15 protein-coding genes and 2 tRNA genes are annotated in these 16491 nt (G+C 69.1%); 5 read left to right on the top strand and 12 right to left on the bottom strand.

Annotated features, from left to right (window positions below; translation table 11 throughout):
- Nucleotides 1-137: 137 nt before the first annotated feature.
- The 11 genes from clpX to FM105_RS05515 all read right to left on the bottom strand — a co-directional run bounded on the left by clpX (nucleotide 138) and on the right by FM105_RS05515 (nucleotide 11919).
- A complete protein-coding gene (gene clpX, locus FM105_RS05565) occupies nucleotides 138-1421 on the bottom strand; it encodes an ATP-dependent Clp protease ATP-binding subunit ClpX (RefSeq protein ID WP_087006247.1) in 1284 nt (427 codons plus the stop codon).
- A gap of 162 nt (nucleotides 1422-1583) precedes the next feature.
- On the bottom strand, nucleotides 1584-2234 hold the full coding sequence (locus FM105_RS05560) for an ATP-dependent Clp protease proteolytic subunit (protein ID WP_087006244.1): 651 nt from the start codon (nucleotides 2232-2234) through the stop codon (nucleotides 1584-1586).
- Between the two features lie 35 nt (nucleotides 2235-2269).
- Nucleotides 2270-2860, bottom strand: a complete 591-nt coding sequence (locus tag FM105_RS05555; protein WP_087006241.1) for an ATP-dependent Clp protease proteolytic subunit — start codon at nucleotides 2858-2860, stop codon at nucleotides 2270-2272.
- Between the two features lie 270 nt (nucleotides 2861-3130).
- Nucleotides 3131-4552 (bottom strand): trigger factor, encoded by a 1422-nt coding sequence (tig, locus tag FM105_RS05550; RefSeq protein ID WP_087006022.1) that lies wholly within the window; start codon nucleotides 4550-4552, stop codon nucleotides 3131-3133.
- 177 nt (nucleotides 4553-4729) lie between these two features.
- Nucleotides 4730-5356, bottom strand: coding sequence for an ABC transporter permease (locus FM105_RS05545; protein ID WP_087006019.1), 627 nt, complete (start codon nucleotides 5354-5356; stop codon nucleotides 4730-4732).
- Nucleotides 5357-5458: 102 nt separating this feature from the next.
- Entirely contained in the window at nucleotides 5459-6106 is a 648-nt protein-coding gene (locus FM105_RS05540; protein ID WP_087006016.1) for an ABC transporter permease, read from the bottom strand.
- A 10-nt stretch (nucleotides 6107-6116) separates the two neighbouring features.
- Nucleotides 6117-7202 carry an ABC transporter ATP-binding protein gene (locus tag FM105_RS05535; RefSeq protein ID WP_087006014.1) on the bottom strand — a complete coding sequence of 362 codons (1086 nt, stop codon included), beginning with the start codon at nucleotides 7200-7202 and terminating at the stop codon, nucleotides 6117-6119.
- Nucleotides 7199-8092, bottom strand: coding sequence for an ABC transporter substrate-binding protein (locus FM105_RS05530; RefSeq protein ID WP_087006011.1), 894 nt, complete (start codon nucleotides 8090-8092; stop codon nucleotides 7199-7201). The genes FM105_RS05535 and FM105_RS05530 overlap by 4 nt, the downstream gene beginning before the upstream one ends.
- A 222-nt stretch (nucleotides 8093-8314) precedes the next feature.
- Nucleotides 8315-8914, bottom strand: coding sequence for a cysteine hydrolase family protein (locus FM105_RS05525; RefSeq protein ID WP_087006237.1), 600 nt, complete (start codon nucleotides 8912-8914; stop codon nucleotides 8315-8317).
- Between the two features lie 59 nt (nucleotides 8915-8973).
- Nucleotides 8974-10398, bottom strand: coding sequence for a purine-cytosine permease family protein (locus FM105_RS05520; protein ID WP_087006234.1), 1425 nt, complete (start codon nucleotides 10396-10398; stop codon nucleotides 8974-8976).
- Between the two features lie 279 nt (nucleotides 10399-10677).
- Nucleotides 10678-11919, bottom strand: coding sequence for a hypothetical protein (locus FM105_RS05515; RefSeq protein WP_087006008.1), 1242 nt, complete (start codon nucleotides 11917-11919; stop codon nucleotides 10678-10680).
- A 243-nt stretch (nucleotides 11920-12162) separates the two neighbouring features.
- Here FM105_RS05515 and FM105_RS14660 point away from each other — a divergent pair, with 243 nt between their 5' ends.
- Nucleotides 12163-12312 carry a hypothetical protein gene (locus tag FM105_RS14660; RefSeq protein ID WP_179207084.1) on the top strand — a complete coding sequence of 50 codons (150 nt, stop codon included), beginning with the start codon at nucleotides 12163-12165 and terminating at the stop codon, nucleotides 12310-12312.
- A 333-nt stretch (nucleotides 12313-12645) separates the two neighbouring features.
- On the opposite strand, the gene FM105_RS05510 is transcribed toward FM105_RS14660, so the two are convergent.
- Nucleotides 12646-12719, bottom strand: a tRNA-Pro gene (locus FM105_RS05510).
- Between the two features lie 116 nt (nucleotides 12720-12835).
- Here FM105_RS05510 and FM105_RS05505 point away from each other — a divergent pair.
- The 4 genes from FM105_RS05505 (at nucleotide 12836) to FM105_RS05490 (ending at nucleotide 16476) form a co-directional block, all read left to right on the top strand.
- A tRNA-Gly gene (locus tag FM105_RS05505) sits at nucleotides 12836-12906 on the top strand.
- A gap of 186 nt (nucleotides 12907-13092) precedes the next feature.
- Nucleotides 13093-13968, top strand: a complete 876-nt coding sequence (locus tag FM105_RS05500; RefSeq protein ID WP_143275831.1) for a CPBP family intramembrane glutamic endopeptidase — start codon at nucleotides 13093-13095, stop codon at nucleotides 13966-13968.
- A gap of 117 nt (nucleotides 13969-14085) precedes the next feature.
- Nucleotides 14086-15843 carry a DNA-3-methyladenine glycosylase 2 family protein gene (locus tag FM105_RS05495; RefSeq protein ID WP_087006005.1) on the top strand — a complete coding sequence of 586 codons (1758 nt, stop codon included), beginning with the start codon at nucleotides 14086-14088 and terminating at the stop codon, nucleotides 15841-15843.
- A gap of 87 nt (nucleotides 15844-15930) precedes the next feature.
- A complete protein-coding gene (locus FM105_RS05490; RefSeq protein WP_087006002.1) occupies nucleotides 15931-16476 on the top strand; it encodes a methylated-DNA--[protein]-cysteine S-methyltransferase in 546 nt (181 codons plus the stop codon).
- Nucleotides 16477-16491: the final 15 nt, after the last annotated feature.

The raw sequence follows: 16491 nt of genomic DNA, 5'->3' as shown, positions 1-16491 counted from the left end.
GTGTGACAGCTCCGGCACACGAGAACCCGGATGGACACAGACTCCGGAAACGCAGGAAGGTCCACCGCCGCAGCGGTGGACCTTCAAGAGTGAGCCTTCAGAGTCGAGGCTCGCGCACGGAAACCGTGCTCCGCGGATCAGGCGCTCTTGCGCCGGGCCTGTCCGCGCCCCGGCTTCGACGCGTCCTTCGGGATGAGCGTCGGAGCGACGTTGTCCTCGACCACGTCCTTCGTCACGAGGACGCGATCCACATCGTCGCGGGACGGGATGTCGAACATCACCGGCTGGAGGACTTCCTCCATGATCGAGCGCAGGCCACGGGCACCAGTCCCCCGCAGCAGCGCGAGGTCGGCGATCGCTTCGAGCGCCTCCTGCTCGAACTCGAGTTCGACGCCGTCGAACTCGAACATGCGCTGGTACTGCTTCATGAGGGCGTTCTTGGGCTCCGTGAGGATCTCCATGAGGGCCGCACGATCCAGGTTGCCGACCGCGGCGATGACGGGGAGGCGACCGATGAACTCCGGGATGAGTCCGAACTTGTGGAGGTCCTCCGGGAGCAGTTCCTGGTAGATGTCCGCATCGTCATCATCGGCCGACTGCAGCAGCGCGCCGAAGCCGATGCCGTGCTTGCCCCTGCGCGACGAGATGATCTCGTCGAGGCCTGCGAACGCACCCGCCACGATGAAGAGCACGTTGGTCGTGTCGATCGTGAGGAACTCCTGGTGCGGGTGCTTCCGTCCGCCCTGCGGCGGCACCGCGGCCTCTGTGCCCTCGAGGATCTTCAGCAGCGCCTGCTGGACGCCTTCACCGGACACGTCGCGCGTGATGGAGGGGTTCTCCGACTTCCGCGCGACCTTGTCGATCTCATCGATGTAGATGATGCCGCGCTGCGCGCGCTCGATGTCGAAGTCCGCCGCCTGGATGAGCTTCAGCAGGATGTTCTCCACGTCCTCGCCCACATAGCCCGCCTCCGTCAGCGCCGTGGCGTCGGCCACCGCGAACGGGACGTCGAGCTTCCGAGCGAGCGTCTGCGCGAGGTACGTCTTGCCGGAGCCGGTGGGCCCGACCATGAGGATGTTCGACTTCGCGATCTCCACATCGTCGTCCCGCTGCGCCTCCGTCTGCGTCCGCAGGCGCTTGTAGTGGTTGTAGACGGCGACCGCGAGGGCGCGCTTCGCAGGATCCTGTCCGACGACGTACTCACCCAGGAAGTCGTAGATCTCCCGCGGCTTCGGAAGTGTCGTCTCCTCGACTTCCTCTGCGGCGGAGCTCAGCTCCTCCTCGATGATCTCGTTGCACAGACCGATGCATTCGTCGCAGATGTAGACGCCCGGACCCGCAATGAGCTTCCGGACCTGCTTCTGCGACTTCCCGCAGAAATTGCATTTGAGGAGATCAGCTCCCTCTGCACTGCGCGCCACTGTCACCGCCTTCCACGGGGTGCGCCGCGTGCAAGCGGAGCCCCCGGTCATGTGTCTCCCCACAGCATCCCATACCGCACGGACACGGCGGCCCAAGACCGGTCAGGCGTGTCACGCCCGACCCTGTCCTGGACCGCCGTCCGGAGCGCGGTATGCGCGATGTCACGCGGGGCGCGCCACCTTGCGCGACGTGAGGACCTGGTCGACGAGACCGTAGTCCTTCGCCTGCTCCGCCGTGAGGAACAGGTCGCGCTCGATGTCGGTCGAGACCTGCTCCGGCGTCTTGTTCGAGTGATCCGACAGCGTCTGCTCGAGCCACTGGCGCATGCGCAGCACCTCGTTCGCCTGGATCTCGATGTCGGAGGCCTGGCCCTGGCCCTGCCCCTGCATCGCCGGCTGGTGGATGAGCACCCGCGCGTTCGGCAGGGCCAGACGCTTGCCCGGTGCACCGGCGGCCAGCAGCACCGCGGCGGCGGACGCCGCCTGGCCCAGGCAGACCGTCTGGATCTCCGGCTTCACGTACTGCATCGTGTCGTAGATCGCCGTGAGCGCGGTGAACGAGCCGCCGGGCGAGTTGATGTAGAGCGTGATGTCCCGATCCGGATCCTGCGATTCGAGGACGAGCAGCTGGGCCATCACGTCGTCGGCGCTCGTGTCATCGACCTGGACGCCCAGGAAGATCACGCGGTCGTCGAACAGCTTCGTGTAGGGATCCTGGCGCTTGAAGCCGTACGGCGTCCGCTCTTCGAACTGCGGCATGACGTAGCGGGACGAGGGCATCTGTCCGGCAGAGCTCCACGGTGTCTGGTTCATCATGTGTCCTTCAGTGTTCCCTTCGCTGCCGTGAGTCATTTGCTCGCAGGATTCGTGACGTCCTTGGCGCTCTGGACGACTCCGTCGATGAAGCCGTAGTCCAGGGCCTCGCTCGCCGTGAACCAGTTGTCGCGGTCGTTGTCCTCGAGGATCTTCTCGAGGGACTGGCCGGTCTGCTCAGCCGTCAGCTCCGCCATCTGGCGCTTCATGTGGAGGATGAGCTCCGCCTGGATCTTGATGTCCGTGGCGGTGCCGCCGATCCCGCCCAGGGGCTGGTGCATGAGGATGCGCGTGTGCGGGGTCGCGAAGCGCTTGCCCTTCGCGCCGGAGGACAGCAGGAACTGCCCCATCGACGCGGCCATGCCCATCGCGACGGTGCCCACGTCGGGCTGCACGTACTGCATGGTGTCGTAGATCGCCATCCCCGCCGTGACGGAGCCGCCCGGCGAGTTGATGTAGAGGAAGATGTCCTTCTCCGGGTCCTCCGCCGCCAGCAGCATCAGCTGGGCGCAGATGACGTTCGCGTTGTCATCGCGGACGTCGGATCCCAGCCAGATGATCCGCTCGCGCAGCAACCGGTTGTAGATGTGGTCGTCGAGGCCCAGACCGCCCTGTGTGTCGGCCATGACGGGGCTCGCCGAGGAGTTGCCTCCAGTGCTCACGTCTCACTCCTGTCGTCGGTGTCGGTATGTCTCGAAGCGTAACCCGCGCCTCCCCCCGATTAGTCCTCCGGACACCCTGTGTTCGCCCTCAGCGTGAACACCTCCGGATCGCGGCGCCGCTTCGTCGATGGATGGGCCCGGTGAATGGGTAGAGCCCCCGGACACAGTCCGGGGGCTCTGGGCGTCTGCGCGGTCAGGGACCGGTGACGAGCGCTCCGCTGGGGAGCGTGCGCGTCACTCCTTGTCGGCGGACTCCTCTGCAGTCTCTGCGGAATCCGCGGCAGAGGCGTCGGTCGCCTCCGACTCGACGGTCTCCTCGGTGCCTGCGGCTTCTTCCGCTGCGGCCTCTTCCTCCGCCGCGGCCTCGGCAGCTGCGCCGCCGGGGGTCGTGAAGGCTGTCATGTCGAGGACGTTGCCCTCGGAATCCTTCACGACGGCCTTCGCCAGCGCTTCGGCGAGGCCCTTGCGACGTGCGACGTCGCCCATGAGCGCCTGGACCTGGCCCTGCTGATCGAGCATCTGCGCGAACTGGTTCGGGTCCATGCCGTACTGCTGCGAGGCGTTGATGATGTACTCGATGAGCTCCGGCTGGGAGACCTCGATCTCCTCGGCCCGGACCACGGCGTCGAGCACGAACTGGACGCGCAGGTTGCGAGTCGTCTCCTCCGTGACCTCGGCGCGGTGGACGTCGTCCTCGAGGCGGCTCTCGCCCTCGAGGTGGCGGTGCACCTCGGCCTCGACGACGTTCGACGGGACCGGCGGGTCGATGCGCTCGAGGAGGGCCTCGAGGACCTTGTCGCGCGCCTCGACGCCCTGGTCGAACTCCTTCTTCTCCGCGGCCTGCTTCTTGAGGTCCTCGCGGAGCTCCTCGACCGTGTCGAACTCGGAGGCCAGCTGTGCGAACTCGTCGTCGACCTCGGGCAGCTCGCGGACCTTGACGTTCTTGACGCTCAGCGTGACGACACCGGTCTCGCCGGCGCGCTCACCGCCGGCCATCGTCGTCTCGAAGGTGGTCTCCTCGCCCTCCGACAGTCCGTCGAGCGCCTCGTCCATGCCTTCCAGCATGGTGCCTGAGCCCACCTGGTAGGAGATGTCCGCTGCCTGGTCGATCTCCTCGTCGTCGATCTTCGCGACGAGATCGAGCGTGACGAAGTCATCCTTCGCCGCCGGACGATCGACCGTGACGAGCGTGCCGAAGCGCTCGCGCAGCTCGTCGAGCTGCGCGGCGACGTCTTCGTCGGTCACCTCGATGTCGTCGACCTCGACCTCGATCGAGTCGAAGGCGGGCAGTTCGATCGTCGGGGCCACGTCGACCTCGATCGTGACCTTCAGGTCACCCTCGTCCTTGCCGTCCAGTCCGGGGATGTCGGTGACCTCGACCTCGGGCTGACCCAGCGGAGTGAGGTCGTTCTCTGCGAGCGCCTCCTGGTAGAAGCCGTCCAGGCTGTTGTTGACGGCTTCCTGGATGACGGCCGGGCGGCCGACGCGCTGATCGATGATGCGCGCGGGGGCCTTTCCACGGCGGAACCCGGGGATGTTCACCTGCTTGGCGAGTTCCCGGTAGGCCTCGTCGACGCTCGGCTTGAGCTCGGCGAACGGCGCGTCGATGCTGAGCTTGACCCGGGTGGGGTCGATGGTCTCGACGGAGCTCTTCACAGTTTCCCTCTCGTTGTCTGCTGCGCTGTAGCGTGTGCACGGCCGGGCCGTACACGGCATGATGCGGAGCGGACGGTCACGTGCTGATGTCTGCGGGCGCACACGGGCGTCCGCACATAGTCTGCAATATTACGCACCGTCCCCTGCATTTGCAGAATCAGGCCTGCATTTGCAGTATCAGGCGGTCGCGCGGCGCCGCGAGGGCCGCCCGGGGGCCACGGCCCGTGACACCAGAGCGAGCGCACCATCGAGCACGAGGGCGACTCCCGCGACGAGCGCCGCGCCCAGGAGGACCCGCCCGTAGTCATACAGCGCGAGACCGTCGAAGATGAAGCGCCCGAGGCCGCCCAAGTTCACGAAGGCCGCGATCGTCGCCGTCGCAACGACCTGCAGGATCGCGGCACGGAAGCCGCCGACGATGAGCGGCAGCGCGATCGGCAGCTCGACCTGGGCGAGCACCTGCCGCTCGTCCATCCCCATCGCCCGCGCCGCGTCCACCGTCACCGGATCCGCATGGGCGATGCCTGCGGCGGTGTTCGCGAGGATGGGCGGGATCGCGAGGAGGATCAGTGCGATGGTCGGCGGCACGATGCCCGCGCCGATGAGCAGGACGAGCAGCGTCATGAGTCCCAGGCTCGGCAGTGCACGCAGCGCGTTCGCGGCACCGATGGTCCAGGTCCCCCGGCCGGTGTGGCCGATCAGCAGGCCCAGCGGCAGCGCGACGAGCGCCGCGGCGCCCACGGCCAGTCCGGTGTATCCGAGGTGCTCGAGCACACGGAGGAGGATCGTGCCGATGTCAGTCATCCGCACCCCTTTCAGCTCCTGGTCGGTACCTCGCGTCAGGTCCTGGTCGGTACCTCACGTCGTTGCGTGGGCGCGTCGTCGCGTCGCCCTCTGCTCGCTTCGTCATGAGGCGGCCCCTGCAGTCCGGCGCCAGCGCGTCAGCGACCACCCGGCGAGCGCGATGAGGCGATCCAGGAGGAGCGCGAGCGCCACGGTGCCGATGATGCCCGCGAGGATCTGATCGGGGTAGCTGCGCTGATAGCCGGCGGTGAAGAGACTGCCGAGGCCACCGATCCCGATCACCGCGCCGACGGATACGAGCGACACGTTGGTGACCGCCACGACGCGCAGAGCAGGCGTCAGCACGGGGACGGTGACCGGCAGATCGACGGCGACGATGCGGCGCAGCGGCGCGTAGCCCATCGCACGCGCCGCATCGCGCACATCCCCCGGCACCGCATCGAGCGCGTCGAGGACGGAGCGGACGAGCAGAGCGAGGGAGTACAGGCTCAGCGCCAGCACGACGTTGATGGGATCGAGGATGCGGGTGCCGATGAGTCCGGGGATGACGACGAAGAGGGCCAGTGACGGGATCGTGAAGACGATCGCCGCGACGACGACGGCGATCGATCGTGCCCGCGGAAGACCGCGCAGCATCGCCCCGAGCGGGACCGCGACGAGCAGTCCGATGACGGTCGGCAGGAGCGCGAGCACCGTGTGCTCCGCGAGCAGCGCGGCGAACATCTCGCCGTTCGCGAGCATCCAGGTCATGGCCGGCTCGTCATGATCGGTCCGCGGGGGCTGCGAGCGCACGGAGGACGGTGTTCCGGTCCAGCCACCCCACTGCGCGGCCTTCCTCGACGACCACGGCGGCGTCCGCTGGTGACGCGAGGACCGCATCGAGCGCGGATCTGAGCCCGGCGCCCGGGATGTGCCCGTCACCGGCGGGGATCCGCGACTCCCCGCGCAGCCACGCGACGGGCCCGCCCTCGTCATCGAGCTGGAGGCGCCATGGCTCGTCGGTCGTGTGTGACTCGGGAACCATTCCCCCAGGCGACGGCGCGGTCACGGACCCCTGCGCGTCCCTCTCCCCCAGCGGGTGGACGGGCAGGTCGTCGGCGTGGAATCCCAGAGACCGGAATCCCCGATCGCGGCCGACCATCTGGGCGACGAAGGAGTCGGCTGGACGTTCGAGGATGGTCTGCGGCTCCGCGTACTGGTGGAGCGTCCCTCCCGGACCGAACACCGCGATGCGATCCCCGAGCAGCAGTGCCTCGTCGATGTCGTGGGTGACGAAGACGATCGTCTGGGACAGCGTCGTCCGCAGACGCAGGAGTTCGGCCTGGAGCTCGGCGCGGACGACGGGGTCGACGGCGGAGAAGGGCTCGTCCATGAGCAGGATCGGCGGGTCCGCGGCCAGGGCCCGTGCCACACCCACGCGCTGCTGCTGCCCGCCGGAGAGCTGGCTCGGGAACCGGTCGTCCAGCTCCGGTCGCAGGCGGACCAGGCGCAGCGCAGCGCGCGCTCTCTCCCGCGCCTCGGCCTTGGACATGCCCGTCAGCCGCAGTGTGGTCGCGGCGTTGTCCAGTGCGGTGCGGTGGGGGAACAGGCCCGCGCCCTGGATGACATAGCCCATCGACTGGCGCAGCGACACGGTCGGGACAGCTGCGATGTCCTCCCCGTCGACGAGGATCCGACCGGTCGTCGGCTCGACCATGCGGTTGATCATCCGCATCGACGTGGTCTTCCCGCATCCGCTGGGGCCGACGAACACCGTGAGGGAACCGGAGGGGACGACCAGGTCGAGATGCTCGATCGCCGTCGTCCCGTCCGGATACGTCTTCGAGACCCCCTCGAACTCGATCATGAGTCCAGCAGTCCTCGCTCCTCCAGCCAGTCTGCGGCGGCTGTGGCGGGTTCGGCCTTCTCCTCCCCCGACACCCGGAGGTTGAGGGCGACGAGGTCGTCCGTCGTCAGCTCTGCAGAGACGGCATCGAGTGCGGCCTGTGCGTCTGCGGTGAGGCGGTCCTGTCGCACCACGGGAACGACGTTCTGCGCGGCGAAGTGGCCCTCGGGGTCCTCGAGCACGACGAGGCCCTCCGCCTCGATCGCCGGATTCGTCGAGAAGATGTTCGCCGCCTGCACGTCGCCGCCCACCAGCGCGTCGACCGTGGCCGGGCCGCCGCCGTCGGCGATCGGCTCGAAGCCGTCCACCGTCACGTCGTACGTCTCCTCGAGCCCGGGCAGGCCGACCGCGCGCTCCGCGAACTCCGGAGGGCCCGCCATCGTCAGGTCGTCGCCGTGCTCGGCGAGGTCCCCGATCGCCTCGAGGTCCCAGTCCTCGGCAGTCTCCGCGGTGACGACCACCGAGTCCTTGTTCTCCGCTTCCGCGGGCTCGAGTCCGTCGAGTCCCTTCGCCTCGAGTGCCGCGGGCAGCGCCTCCGCGATCGATTCGGGACTCGATACGTCTGCCTCCGGGTCGAGGAAGAGCAGGAGGTTGCCGGTGTATTCGGGGATCACATCGATGGATCCGTCGGAGAGCGCGGGGATGTAGGCCTCGCGAGAACCGATGTTGAACTGCGTCTCCACCTCTGTCCCCGCACCCTCGAGCGCCTGGGCGTAGAGGTTGCCGATGATCTCCGACTCCGTGAAGTTCGCACTGGAGACGACGATCGGCCCCTCACCCGCGTCCTCGTCGCCGCCGGCGAGCGGGTCCGACACGCAGCCTCCCAGTGCCATGAGCACTGCTGCGGTCATGGCCGTCGTGACTAGGGGTCTTGGTCTCACAGCGGGTCCGCCTCGTCTCCGGTGCCTCGGCACTCCGGTCCGTCGTGATCCCGGTGCTCCGACACGTCTGTCCTGGTGAGTGCCGTCTGTCCTGGTCGGTGCTCTGACCTGGTCGGCGCTCAGTCCTGGCCTGCCCTCTGAGCGTACAACGGACGACGTCAGCAGTGACGCAGGGCACGTGAGTCCACCGAGTCACGTGATGGCTGGGGACGCCGTGACCCGGATCTGCGGGTCGAAGAGATCCATGACGCGCAGAGCGGCGGCTCCGTCCGCGCGTGTCGATCCCGCGCAGGCGTCGGAGAATACCGTCACGTGGGCGCCGGCGTCCGCTGCGGCGAGCGCGGTCGCGATCACGCAGCAGTCGGTCGAGACCCCGGCGAGGACGAGGTGCGGGGCATCGCCTGTGAGAGCGCGGAGCTGCGCGCCCCACTTCCCGAACGTCGGCTCGTCGACCGTGGGACGCCCGCTGAGTCCGGCGGCACTCTGCACGAGGTCAAAGATCCGATCATCGGCGGGCCGATCCGCGAACGGCCAGGCCGCGAAGTAGGGTCCCCACGAGGTCGCCCGTCCCGCGGCGGTGCTCCGCGGGGCGGTCGGCAGCCACCGGGTCACGATGACGCGGTCGCCGAACTGCGGAGCGATCCGCTCGATGACCGACCAGGCAGATTCGAACTCCGCAGACGCCCAGTCCGACGACGGGTCCGCGAAGATCACCTGAGGGTCGATCACGACCAGCCAGGGGGCCTCGGGCGCGGTGGTGCCGTGGGCCGACGCCGAGGCGGTGGTCGGCACAAGCGGAACCGGCGCCTCGGCGGTGGGGTCCGGGTTCTCCGTGCTGGAGTGCGGGTCCGTCACGGGACGGCCACCTCCTCCTGGCGACGGATGGTCCGCTTCCGGGCGAACCACGTGACGCCGAAGGCGAGGACCAGCGCAACGAGCACGCCCAGGTTCGCGTACGCCCAGTCGCCGTCACGACCGCCCAGGGGTCCGAGCAGGTAGCCCTGCCAGTTGTTCCAGGCGGCGTCGTCGGCGAAGCCGTTGACGACCAGGCCCCACCCGATGAGCGAGGCTGCGACCATCGTCGTGACGGACACCCAGTCCACGGAGCCGTAGCGGCCGGCGGGGTCGAAGAGCGCGGCCTCGTCGTACTCGCGGCGACGGGAGAGGACATCGGCGATGAGGATGCCCGCCCACGCCGCGAGCGGGACGCCCAGCGTGATGAGGAACGACTGGAACGGTCCGATGAAGGACTGTGCGAAGAACACGACCCAGATCGTGGCGACGGTGAGGATCACTCCGTCGATCGCGGCGGCGAGCGGACGGGGGATGTTGATCCCGAGGCTCAGCAGGGTCAGTCCGGACGAGTAGATGCCGAGCACCGCGCCGGACACCAGCGAGAGGACGGCGGTGAGGAGGAACGGCACGAGCGCCCACAGCGGGAGGATCGAGGCGAGCGCACCGACGGGGTCGTCCCCCACTGCGGCGCGGAGGCCGTCGTCCGAGCCCGCGAGCAGGAGGCCGAAGACGACGAGGATCGCGGGTGCCGCGGATCCGCCGATCGTGTTCCACACGACGATCTTCCCGTCCGAGGTGTCCCGACGCTGGTAGCGCGACCAGTCCGCGGCGATGTTGATCCAGCCCAGCCCGAACCCGGTCATCACCATGACCAGCGCGCCGATCACCTGCTGGGTGGAACCGGACGGGTGCGCGAGCACGGCGCCCAGGTCGATGTGAGGGACCGTGAGGGTCATGAAGCCGATCGTCATCGCGCCGGTGAGCCACGTGAGCACCGACTGCAGCCGGATGATCGTGTGATAGCCCAGGACGGACGCCAGCACGATGAGTGCTGCGATGACGAGCGTGGCGGCGATGAGGACGCCGGTCCCCGACGGGAGGCCCAGGGCGGAGAAGACGGTGGCCGTGGCGAGCACGGCGGAGATCGCGAGCATCGTCTCCCACCCGATGGAGGTGAGCCACGAGGCGATGCCGGGCAGCTTCTGTCCGTGGACGCCGAACGCCGCACGTGAGAGCACCATCGTCGGTGCGCTGCCCCGCTTCCCCGCGATCGCGATAAGGCCGCAGAGCCCGAAGGACACGACAATGCCGATGAGCGCGACGACCGTGGCCTGGACGAACGAGATGCCGAAGTCCAGGATCCAGGAGCCGTAGCTCATGCCGAAGACGGACACGTTCGCGGCGAACCACGGCCAGAACAGGTGGTGGGGCTTCGCGGTGCGCTCGGACTCCGCGATGACCTCGATCCCCGCGCGCTCGATGAGTGCCGGTGCGGCGGCTGCCGGTGATGCGCGAACGGCGGTGGCGGCGGTGGGTGCGGGTGTCGCGTGTGGGGGTGGAGGTGTCGCGTGTGGGTGTGGGGCTGGGTGTGGGGACGAGACTGGATCAGGCACGGGCGTCTCCTCTCGGTCGGGTGGAACGCTTCGTCGCGCCGAGGGTCCGGATCGTCGTCGTTCCGCGGATGCGGTCCGCTGGTCGGGCAGTGCCTGACGCGCCGCGGACGTGCGGTTCGGGCTCGATACTAGCTGACGAAGCGCCCTTTATCGCGCTTCTGCGATAAAGTTCTGCGGCCCGGCCCGCCGCCCGCGGACACCGACGATGATCCCGCGCAGGAGGAGTGGCACGAGGAGGCCGACCGCGAGCATCACGGCGGCGAGCGCCACGCGCTGCGCCTCGACGGGGACCGGGCTGAGCGCGACGATGAGGCCCGAGTTGAGCACGGCCAATCGGAACCACAGCAGCCGTCCGAACTCCGCGTCCACGGCAGCGCGGACACGCGGCCCGCCGCCCAGGACGGTCGGGATGAGCTGCGACAGGGCGCCGGTGAGGAGCTGCAGGGTGAAGCCCAGCACCGCGATCAGTGTGATCGGCAGGTAGCCGCCGGCGATCGCGCCCCACGAGCCGGCCGTCGCGACGTGCACGATGAGGGACACGAGCAGGACGAGGCCCCAGACGAGGGCCGCGGCCGCGAACACCCCCGGCGCACGGCGCGGTGGCGCCGTCCGGACGGGACCCACCAGCGCCCGTCCCCACCAGATCACGCCCAACAGGTGAACGAGCAGACCTGCCACGACGAGCCCTTGCAGGGCCGCGAGCGCACCGATGTCGATGAGAACGATGCCCGCGAGCACGATCGGGAGCGCCTGCTGCGCGAGCACCGCGGCCCGCGGGTCGACGCGCGTCCTGAGCATCGTGGGCCAGAACGTCACGAGCGTGCCAATGATCGTGAGCCCCAGCCAGCCGAGCAGCATCGTCAGCGTGTGCGCGGTGAGGAGTCTGCCGAAGAGCTCGCTCGCGGGCCAGCGCGCCAGCAGCACTCCGAACACCGCTCCCACCGGCAGGCACACGGACGCGGCGAGGTAGTACCGGACGGTGACGCCGAATCGGCTCGGCAATGCAGCGCGCAGTCTCCGGGCCATGGCGATCCCGTGCCAGACGACCACGGCGGCGACCACGGATGCACCGACGACCACGAGCGGCCACAGCGATATGGGCACGCCGGTGATCACGCAGAGGACCCCGACGACCATGCCCGCTTGGCGGAGCGACTGATGCGCGGCGGGGTCGACGGACTCCGGGGTCTTGAGCAGGGCCTGGGCGAAGAAGGTGCTCCAGACGAGGACCGCATGGGTCATCGCACCGAGCAGGGCCAGGTGGACCATCACCCACACGGCTTCCCGCAGATACGGCTGGATGACGGCGGCGACCGCGGCGAGGAGCAGCCAGAGGACGACCGGGAGGTCGCGCAGCGGCGAGACACCACCGCGGCGGGGGCGTCCCACCTGCGGCCGGCGCCCCGACCCTGGCGCTGACTCCGGCCTCGGCCTCGGCCCTGACCCCGGCGCTGGCCCCGGCCCTGAAGACAGTCCCATGCACGTAATTCTACGAGCCTCTGCACCCGTGGCCCGTCCCAGCATCGGGACGGTGATTTGAACTGCGGCTGTGTATCGCGTTTCCATGTTCTGAGAACGATCTGCGCCGACGACGTGAGGTTGACGCGGACATGACAGCTCGAAAGGGACACGATGCCAGACGCCACCCCGTTCAGCTCCTACCTCGCCTGCAGCCCGACACAGCGCGCAGCGCACCTGAGCGAGGTCCGGACGCTCGCCGAGGAGCACCCCGAGAACCCGATCGGCCTCACACTCATCCTCGAGCACCTCGAAGCGATGTGAGCCGACCGGCGAGCTCGCCTCTCCAGCACTCCGACGGGGCCACCATCTCGCCGAGGCACCACCTTGCCGGGGCCACCACTTCGCCGAGGCACGACCTCGCCGGGGCCACCACCTCGCCGGGGCCACCACTTCGCCGAGTGAGTGCAAACCGGTCCACGAACAGCCCGGTCGGGACCACATAGCACTCACTCGAGGAGCGCTAGAGGCCGTTCAGCCTGAGATCCGGGGGCTCTGAGATCCGGGGGTACGGGGCCGCCGAATCGTCCGTCCGCGTAGGAGAAACAGAAGAAGAGGTGGGACATCGCCTGAGCGATCTCCCACCTCTTCCGTCGGTCGGGATGACAGGATTTGAACCTGCGACCCTCTGCTCCCAAAGCAGATGCGCTACCAAGCTGCGCCACATCCCGCGACCTCGTCATACTAGCCCAGCCGGGGAGTCTCCTGCTAAACGCCCTGAGCCGTCGCACGACCCGCCCCCGATTTTGCGCAGCACTCCCGATTGCTCTAGAGTCAGACGTTGTTCGGGGATGTAGCTCAATGGTAGAGCCTCAGTCTTCCAAACTGATGGTGCGGGTTCGATTCCCGTCATCCCCTCCGATACGAAAGCCGCTGGTGACAGCGGCTTTCGTCATTCACCGACGCCTCCCGTGCATTGCCTTCTCTCGCGCCTTGACGCCTCTCGCGCCTTGACGCCTCTCGCGCACTGTTGCCTCCCCGAGTCCGGACACCTCCTCGCGGGACCGCCCTCGCCCGCCGGCAACCCCCTCGTAGACTGGGTGCATGCACGACGACGGCCCGAGCGCGAAGACGCCCAGACCCGCCGCCGAACCGCCGAGGTCCACTCCCCGCCTCGGTCACGCCACTCCCCTGTCCACCCTGAGCCTCGGAGGGCTCGGCGCAGCGCTCATCGCGATCGCGGCAGTGCTGATCTTCGGCTTCCTCACGCCGTGGGGCTACCTGCCGCTCGTCGCAGGCGTCGCGGTGGGCTTCGCAGCGTCGCGCCCGCTGGGACGGGACCTCGGCCTCATCGCGCTGGGCCTGGGCATCGTCAGCACGATCTCCGTCGAAGCCGATATCGAGTGGCCGAACTTCTTCCTCATGGGCGCGGTCCTCACCGCCGCCGTCGTCGTCCCCTACATCGTCCACCGCAGACTGCTGCGCGACGACGCGATCCGCTACCCGCGCCGCCGCGGCGAGCCGTGGTCGAAGCTCGAGTGGGGCTGGCTCGCCTTCGTCCTGCTTGCCGGCTGGTTCATCCTGCCGCGCTACTTCATCCATTCCGGCACGTACCAGAATTGGCCCGCAGTGGAGTCCCCGAGCGAGATCGGCCGCCTCTTCGTCGGTGTCAACGCCGTGGGCATCTGGGACGAGCTCTTCTTCATCTGCATGATCTTCACCCTGTTGGCCCGACACTTCCCGTTCTGGACGGCGAACGTCCTCACCTCGATCATCTTCGTGAGCTTCCTGTGGGAGCTGGGATACCGCTCCTGGGGCCCCCTGCTCACGATCCCGTTTGCCCTCGTCCAGGCAGTCATCTTCACGAAGTCGCGCTCTCTGCCGTACACGATCACGGTCCACCTGCTCTTCGACTTCATCGTCTTCTGCTCGATCGTCCATGCGCATCACCCCGAGTGGCTTCCCATCTTCTGGTACTGAGCCCCGCCCCGCGCTCCGACCTTCTCACTCCCATCCCCGCGCTCCCACCCCCGCGCTCCCGACGCCCATGTCCGAAAACCGCCAGCGGCGCTCCTGCGAACCTGGTTGACTGGAGGCATGCAGACGCTGAGGACGCACACCGCGGTGTGCGCAGAAGGGGACCCGGGCTTCCCGGAGCACTACCGCGCGATCAGTGCGCGCGATGCCCGCTTCGACGGCCAGTTCCTCACCGGGGTGAAGACCACCGGCATCTACTGCCGCCCCTCGTGCCCCGCGCTCACGCCCAAGCCGCAGAACGTCGTCTTCCTCGTGACCGCAGCTGCCGCGCACGAGGCGGGGTTCCGGGCATGCCGTCGCTGTCTGCCCGACGCGGTCCCCGGCACCCCGGCCTGGAACCTCCGCAGGGACGTCGCAGCCCGTGCGATGCGGCTCATCGAGGACGGCGCCGTCGACCGCTCCGGCGTCACGGGCCTCGCGAGGACGCTGGGCTTCACCCCGCGCCACCTCACACGCCTGCTCAGCGCCGAGCTGGGTGCCGGTCCCCTGTCGCTCGCCCGCGCCCACCGCGCGCAGACCGCCCGCACTCTGGCGACGGAGACGGACCTCTCCTTCGCAGACGTCGCCTTCGCCGCCGGCTTCAGCTCCGTCCGCCAGTTCAACGAGACCGTCCGCGATGTCTTCGCAGCCACACCGAGTGAACTGCGAGCTCGCCGTCGCCCCCGAACACCACCCACGCGCGGCACACCCACCACACGCTCCTGCCCAGCCACAGCCTCCTCGGACTCAAACGCCACGGTGTCAAACCTCTCGGACTCACACGCCGAGTCCCCAGCAGCACCCGCGTCGGACATCCGCCTCGCGGTCGACCTCCCCGTGCGCTCCCCCTTCGACGCCACAGGGATGTTCGCGTTCCTCTCCGCCCGCGCGATCACCGGCGTCGAGACCGCCGACCTCACCGACCCTGCTCGCCTGCGCTATGCCCGCACCCTGGCACTGCCCCACGGACCCGCCGTCGCCGAGGTCGTCGCCACCGCCCAGCCCCCGGCACCTGCACCCGAACCCGCGCCTTCACCCGGGCCCGCATCTGCACACGCTCACGAAGCCCAGTCCGGAACCGCACGCCGCCCGTGCGTCGACTGGTCGATCCGCGCGCACCTCACGCTCACCTCGCTCGCGGACGCGCCCACCGCCATCGCCCGGCTGCGGCGCATGCTCGACCTGGATGCGGACCCCCATGCAGCAGACGCGGTGCTGTCCAGCGACCCGCTCCTCGCACCGCTCGTCGCCGCCGCACCCGGCGCTCGACTTCCCGGCGCCGTCGACGCCCACGAACTCGCGGTGCGGGCGGTCATCGGCCAGCAGATCTCCGTCGCCGCCGCCGGTACCCACCTGGGACGGCTCGTCTCTCATGCCGGCACGCCCCTGTCGACCCATGTCCCCGGCCTCACCGCCCTCTTCCCCACTGCCGAGCGCATCGCAGCAGCGGTCGTACCCGTCCCCGCGGGGACGCCTCTGGACCCGGGCAGACCGTTGCGTCTCCCCCGTCGCTCGCTCGCAGCGATCCATGATCTCGCCGCGGACCGCGCGGACGGGAGCCTCGACCTCCACCTCGGCATGGACCCCTCGGACATGCGAGCCGCGCTCCTGCGCAGACGGGGCATCGGCCCGTGGACGGCTGCCTACATCACCATGCGTGTGCTGGGCGATCCCGACGTCTGGCTGCCGGGAGATGCCGCCCTGCTCACCGCCGCCCGCGCACTGGGGTGCGACGACGACCTCGACACGCGTTCAGCGGCGTGGGCGCCATGGCGCTCCTACGCCGTCATCCGGCTCTGGCGCGCGAACGCAGACGGGCCTCCGGCGAAGTCCACGTGACACCCGAAAGTCCCCTCAGCTCCAATCCCCTCAGCTCCAGCCCCCACAGCACCGGCCCCCTCAGTCTCAGACCCGCAAGGACGTTCCATGACCCAGCTCCCCGCTCTCGCCACGACACTCGACACCCCCGACGGTCCCTTCACCGCCATCGTCGATGCGCACGCCGTCCTCGCGTCCGGCTGGACGACTGACCCGGACGCACTCGTCGCCCTCATCCACCCCGCACTGCGTCCCGACTCCGTCGCCACCGATCCCACCGCGACCGGCGCCGCCGTCCGGGATCTCGCCAACACCGCCGCCGAGGCCGTCCGCGCCTACTACGCGGGCGACTTCACTGCGCCTGCCCACGTCCCTGTGGTCCAACAGTCGGGCGAGTTCCGCACGCATGCGTGGGAGGTCCTCCGCGAGGTCCCCGCAGGTGCTCCCGTCACGTACACCGAGTACGCGGAGGCCGCCGGACGGCCGGCTGCAGTGCGTGCAGTCGCCGGAGCGTGCGCGCTCAACGCCGCCGCGCTCTTCGTACCGTGCCACCGCGTCGTGCGCACGGACGGATCGCTCGGAGGATTCCGCTACGGCCTCACGATCAAGCGCAGTCTGCTGGAGCGGGAGAAGGACGCAGCTTCTCACACGTGAGGTGGGCCGCAGCCC

This window comes from Brevibacterium yomogidense (genome assembly GCF_900163715.1).
GTDB classification, from domain to species: Bacteria; Actinomycetota; Actinomycetes; order Actinomycetales; family Brevibacteriaceae; genus Brevibacterium; species Brevibacterium yomogidense_A.
The sequence above is the reverse complement of the archived record's forward strand: the minus strand, read 5'-3'. Positions and strand labels throughout refer to the sequence as shown.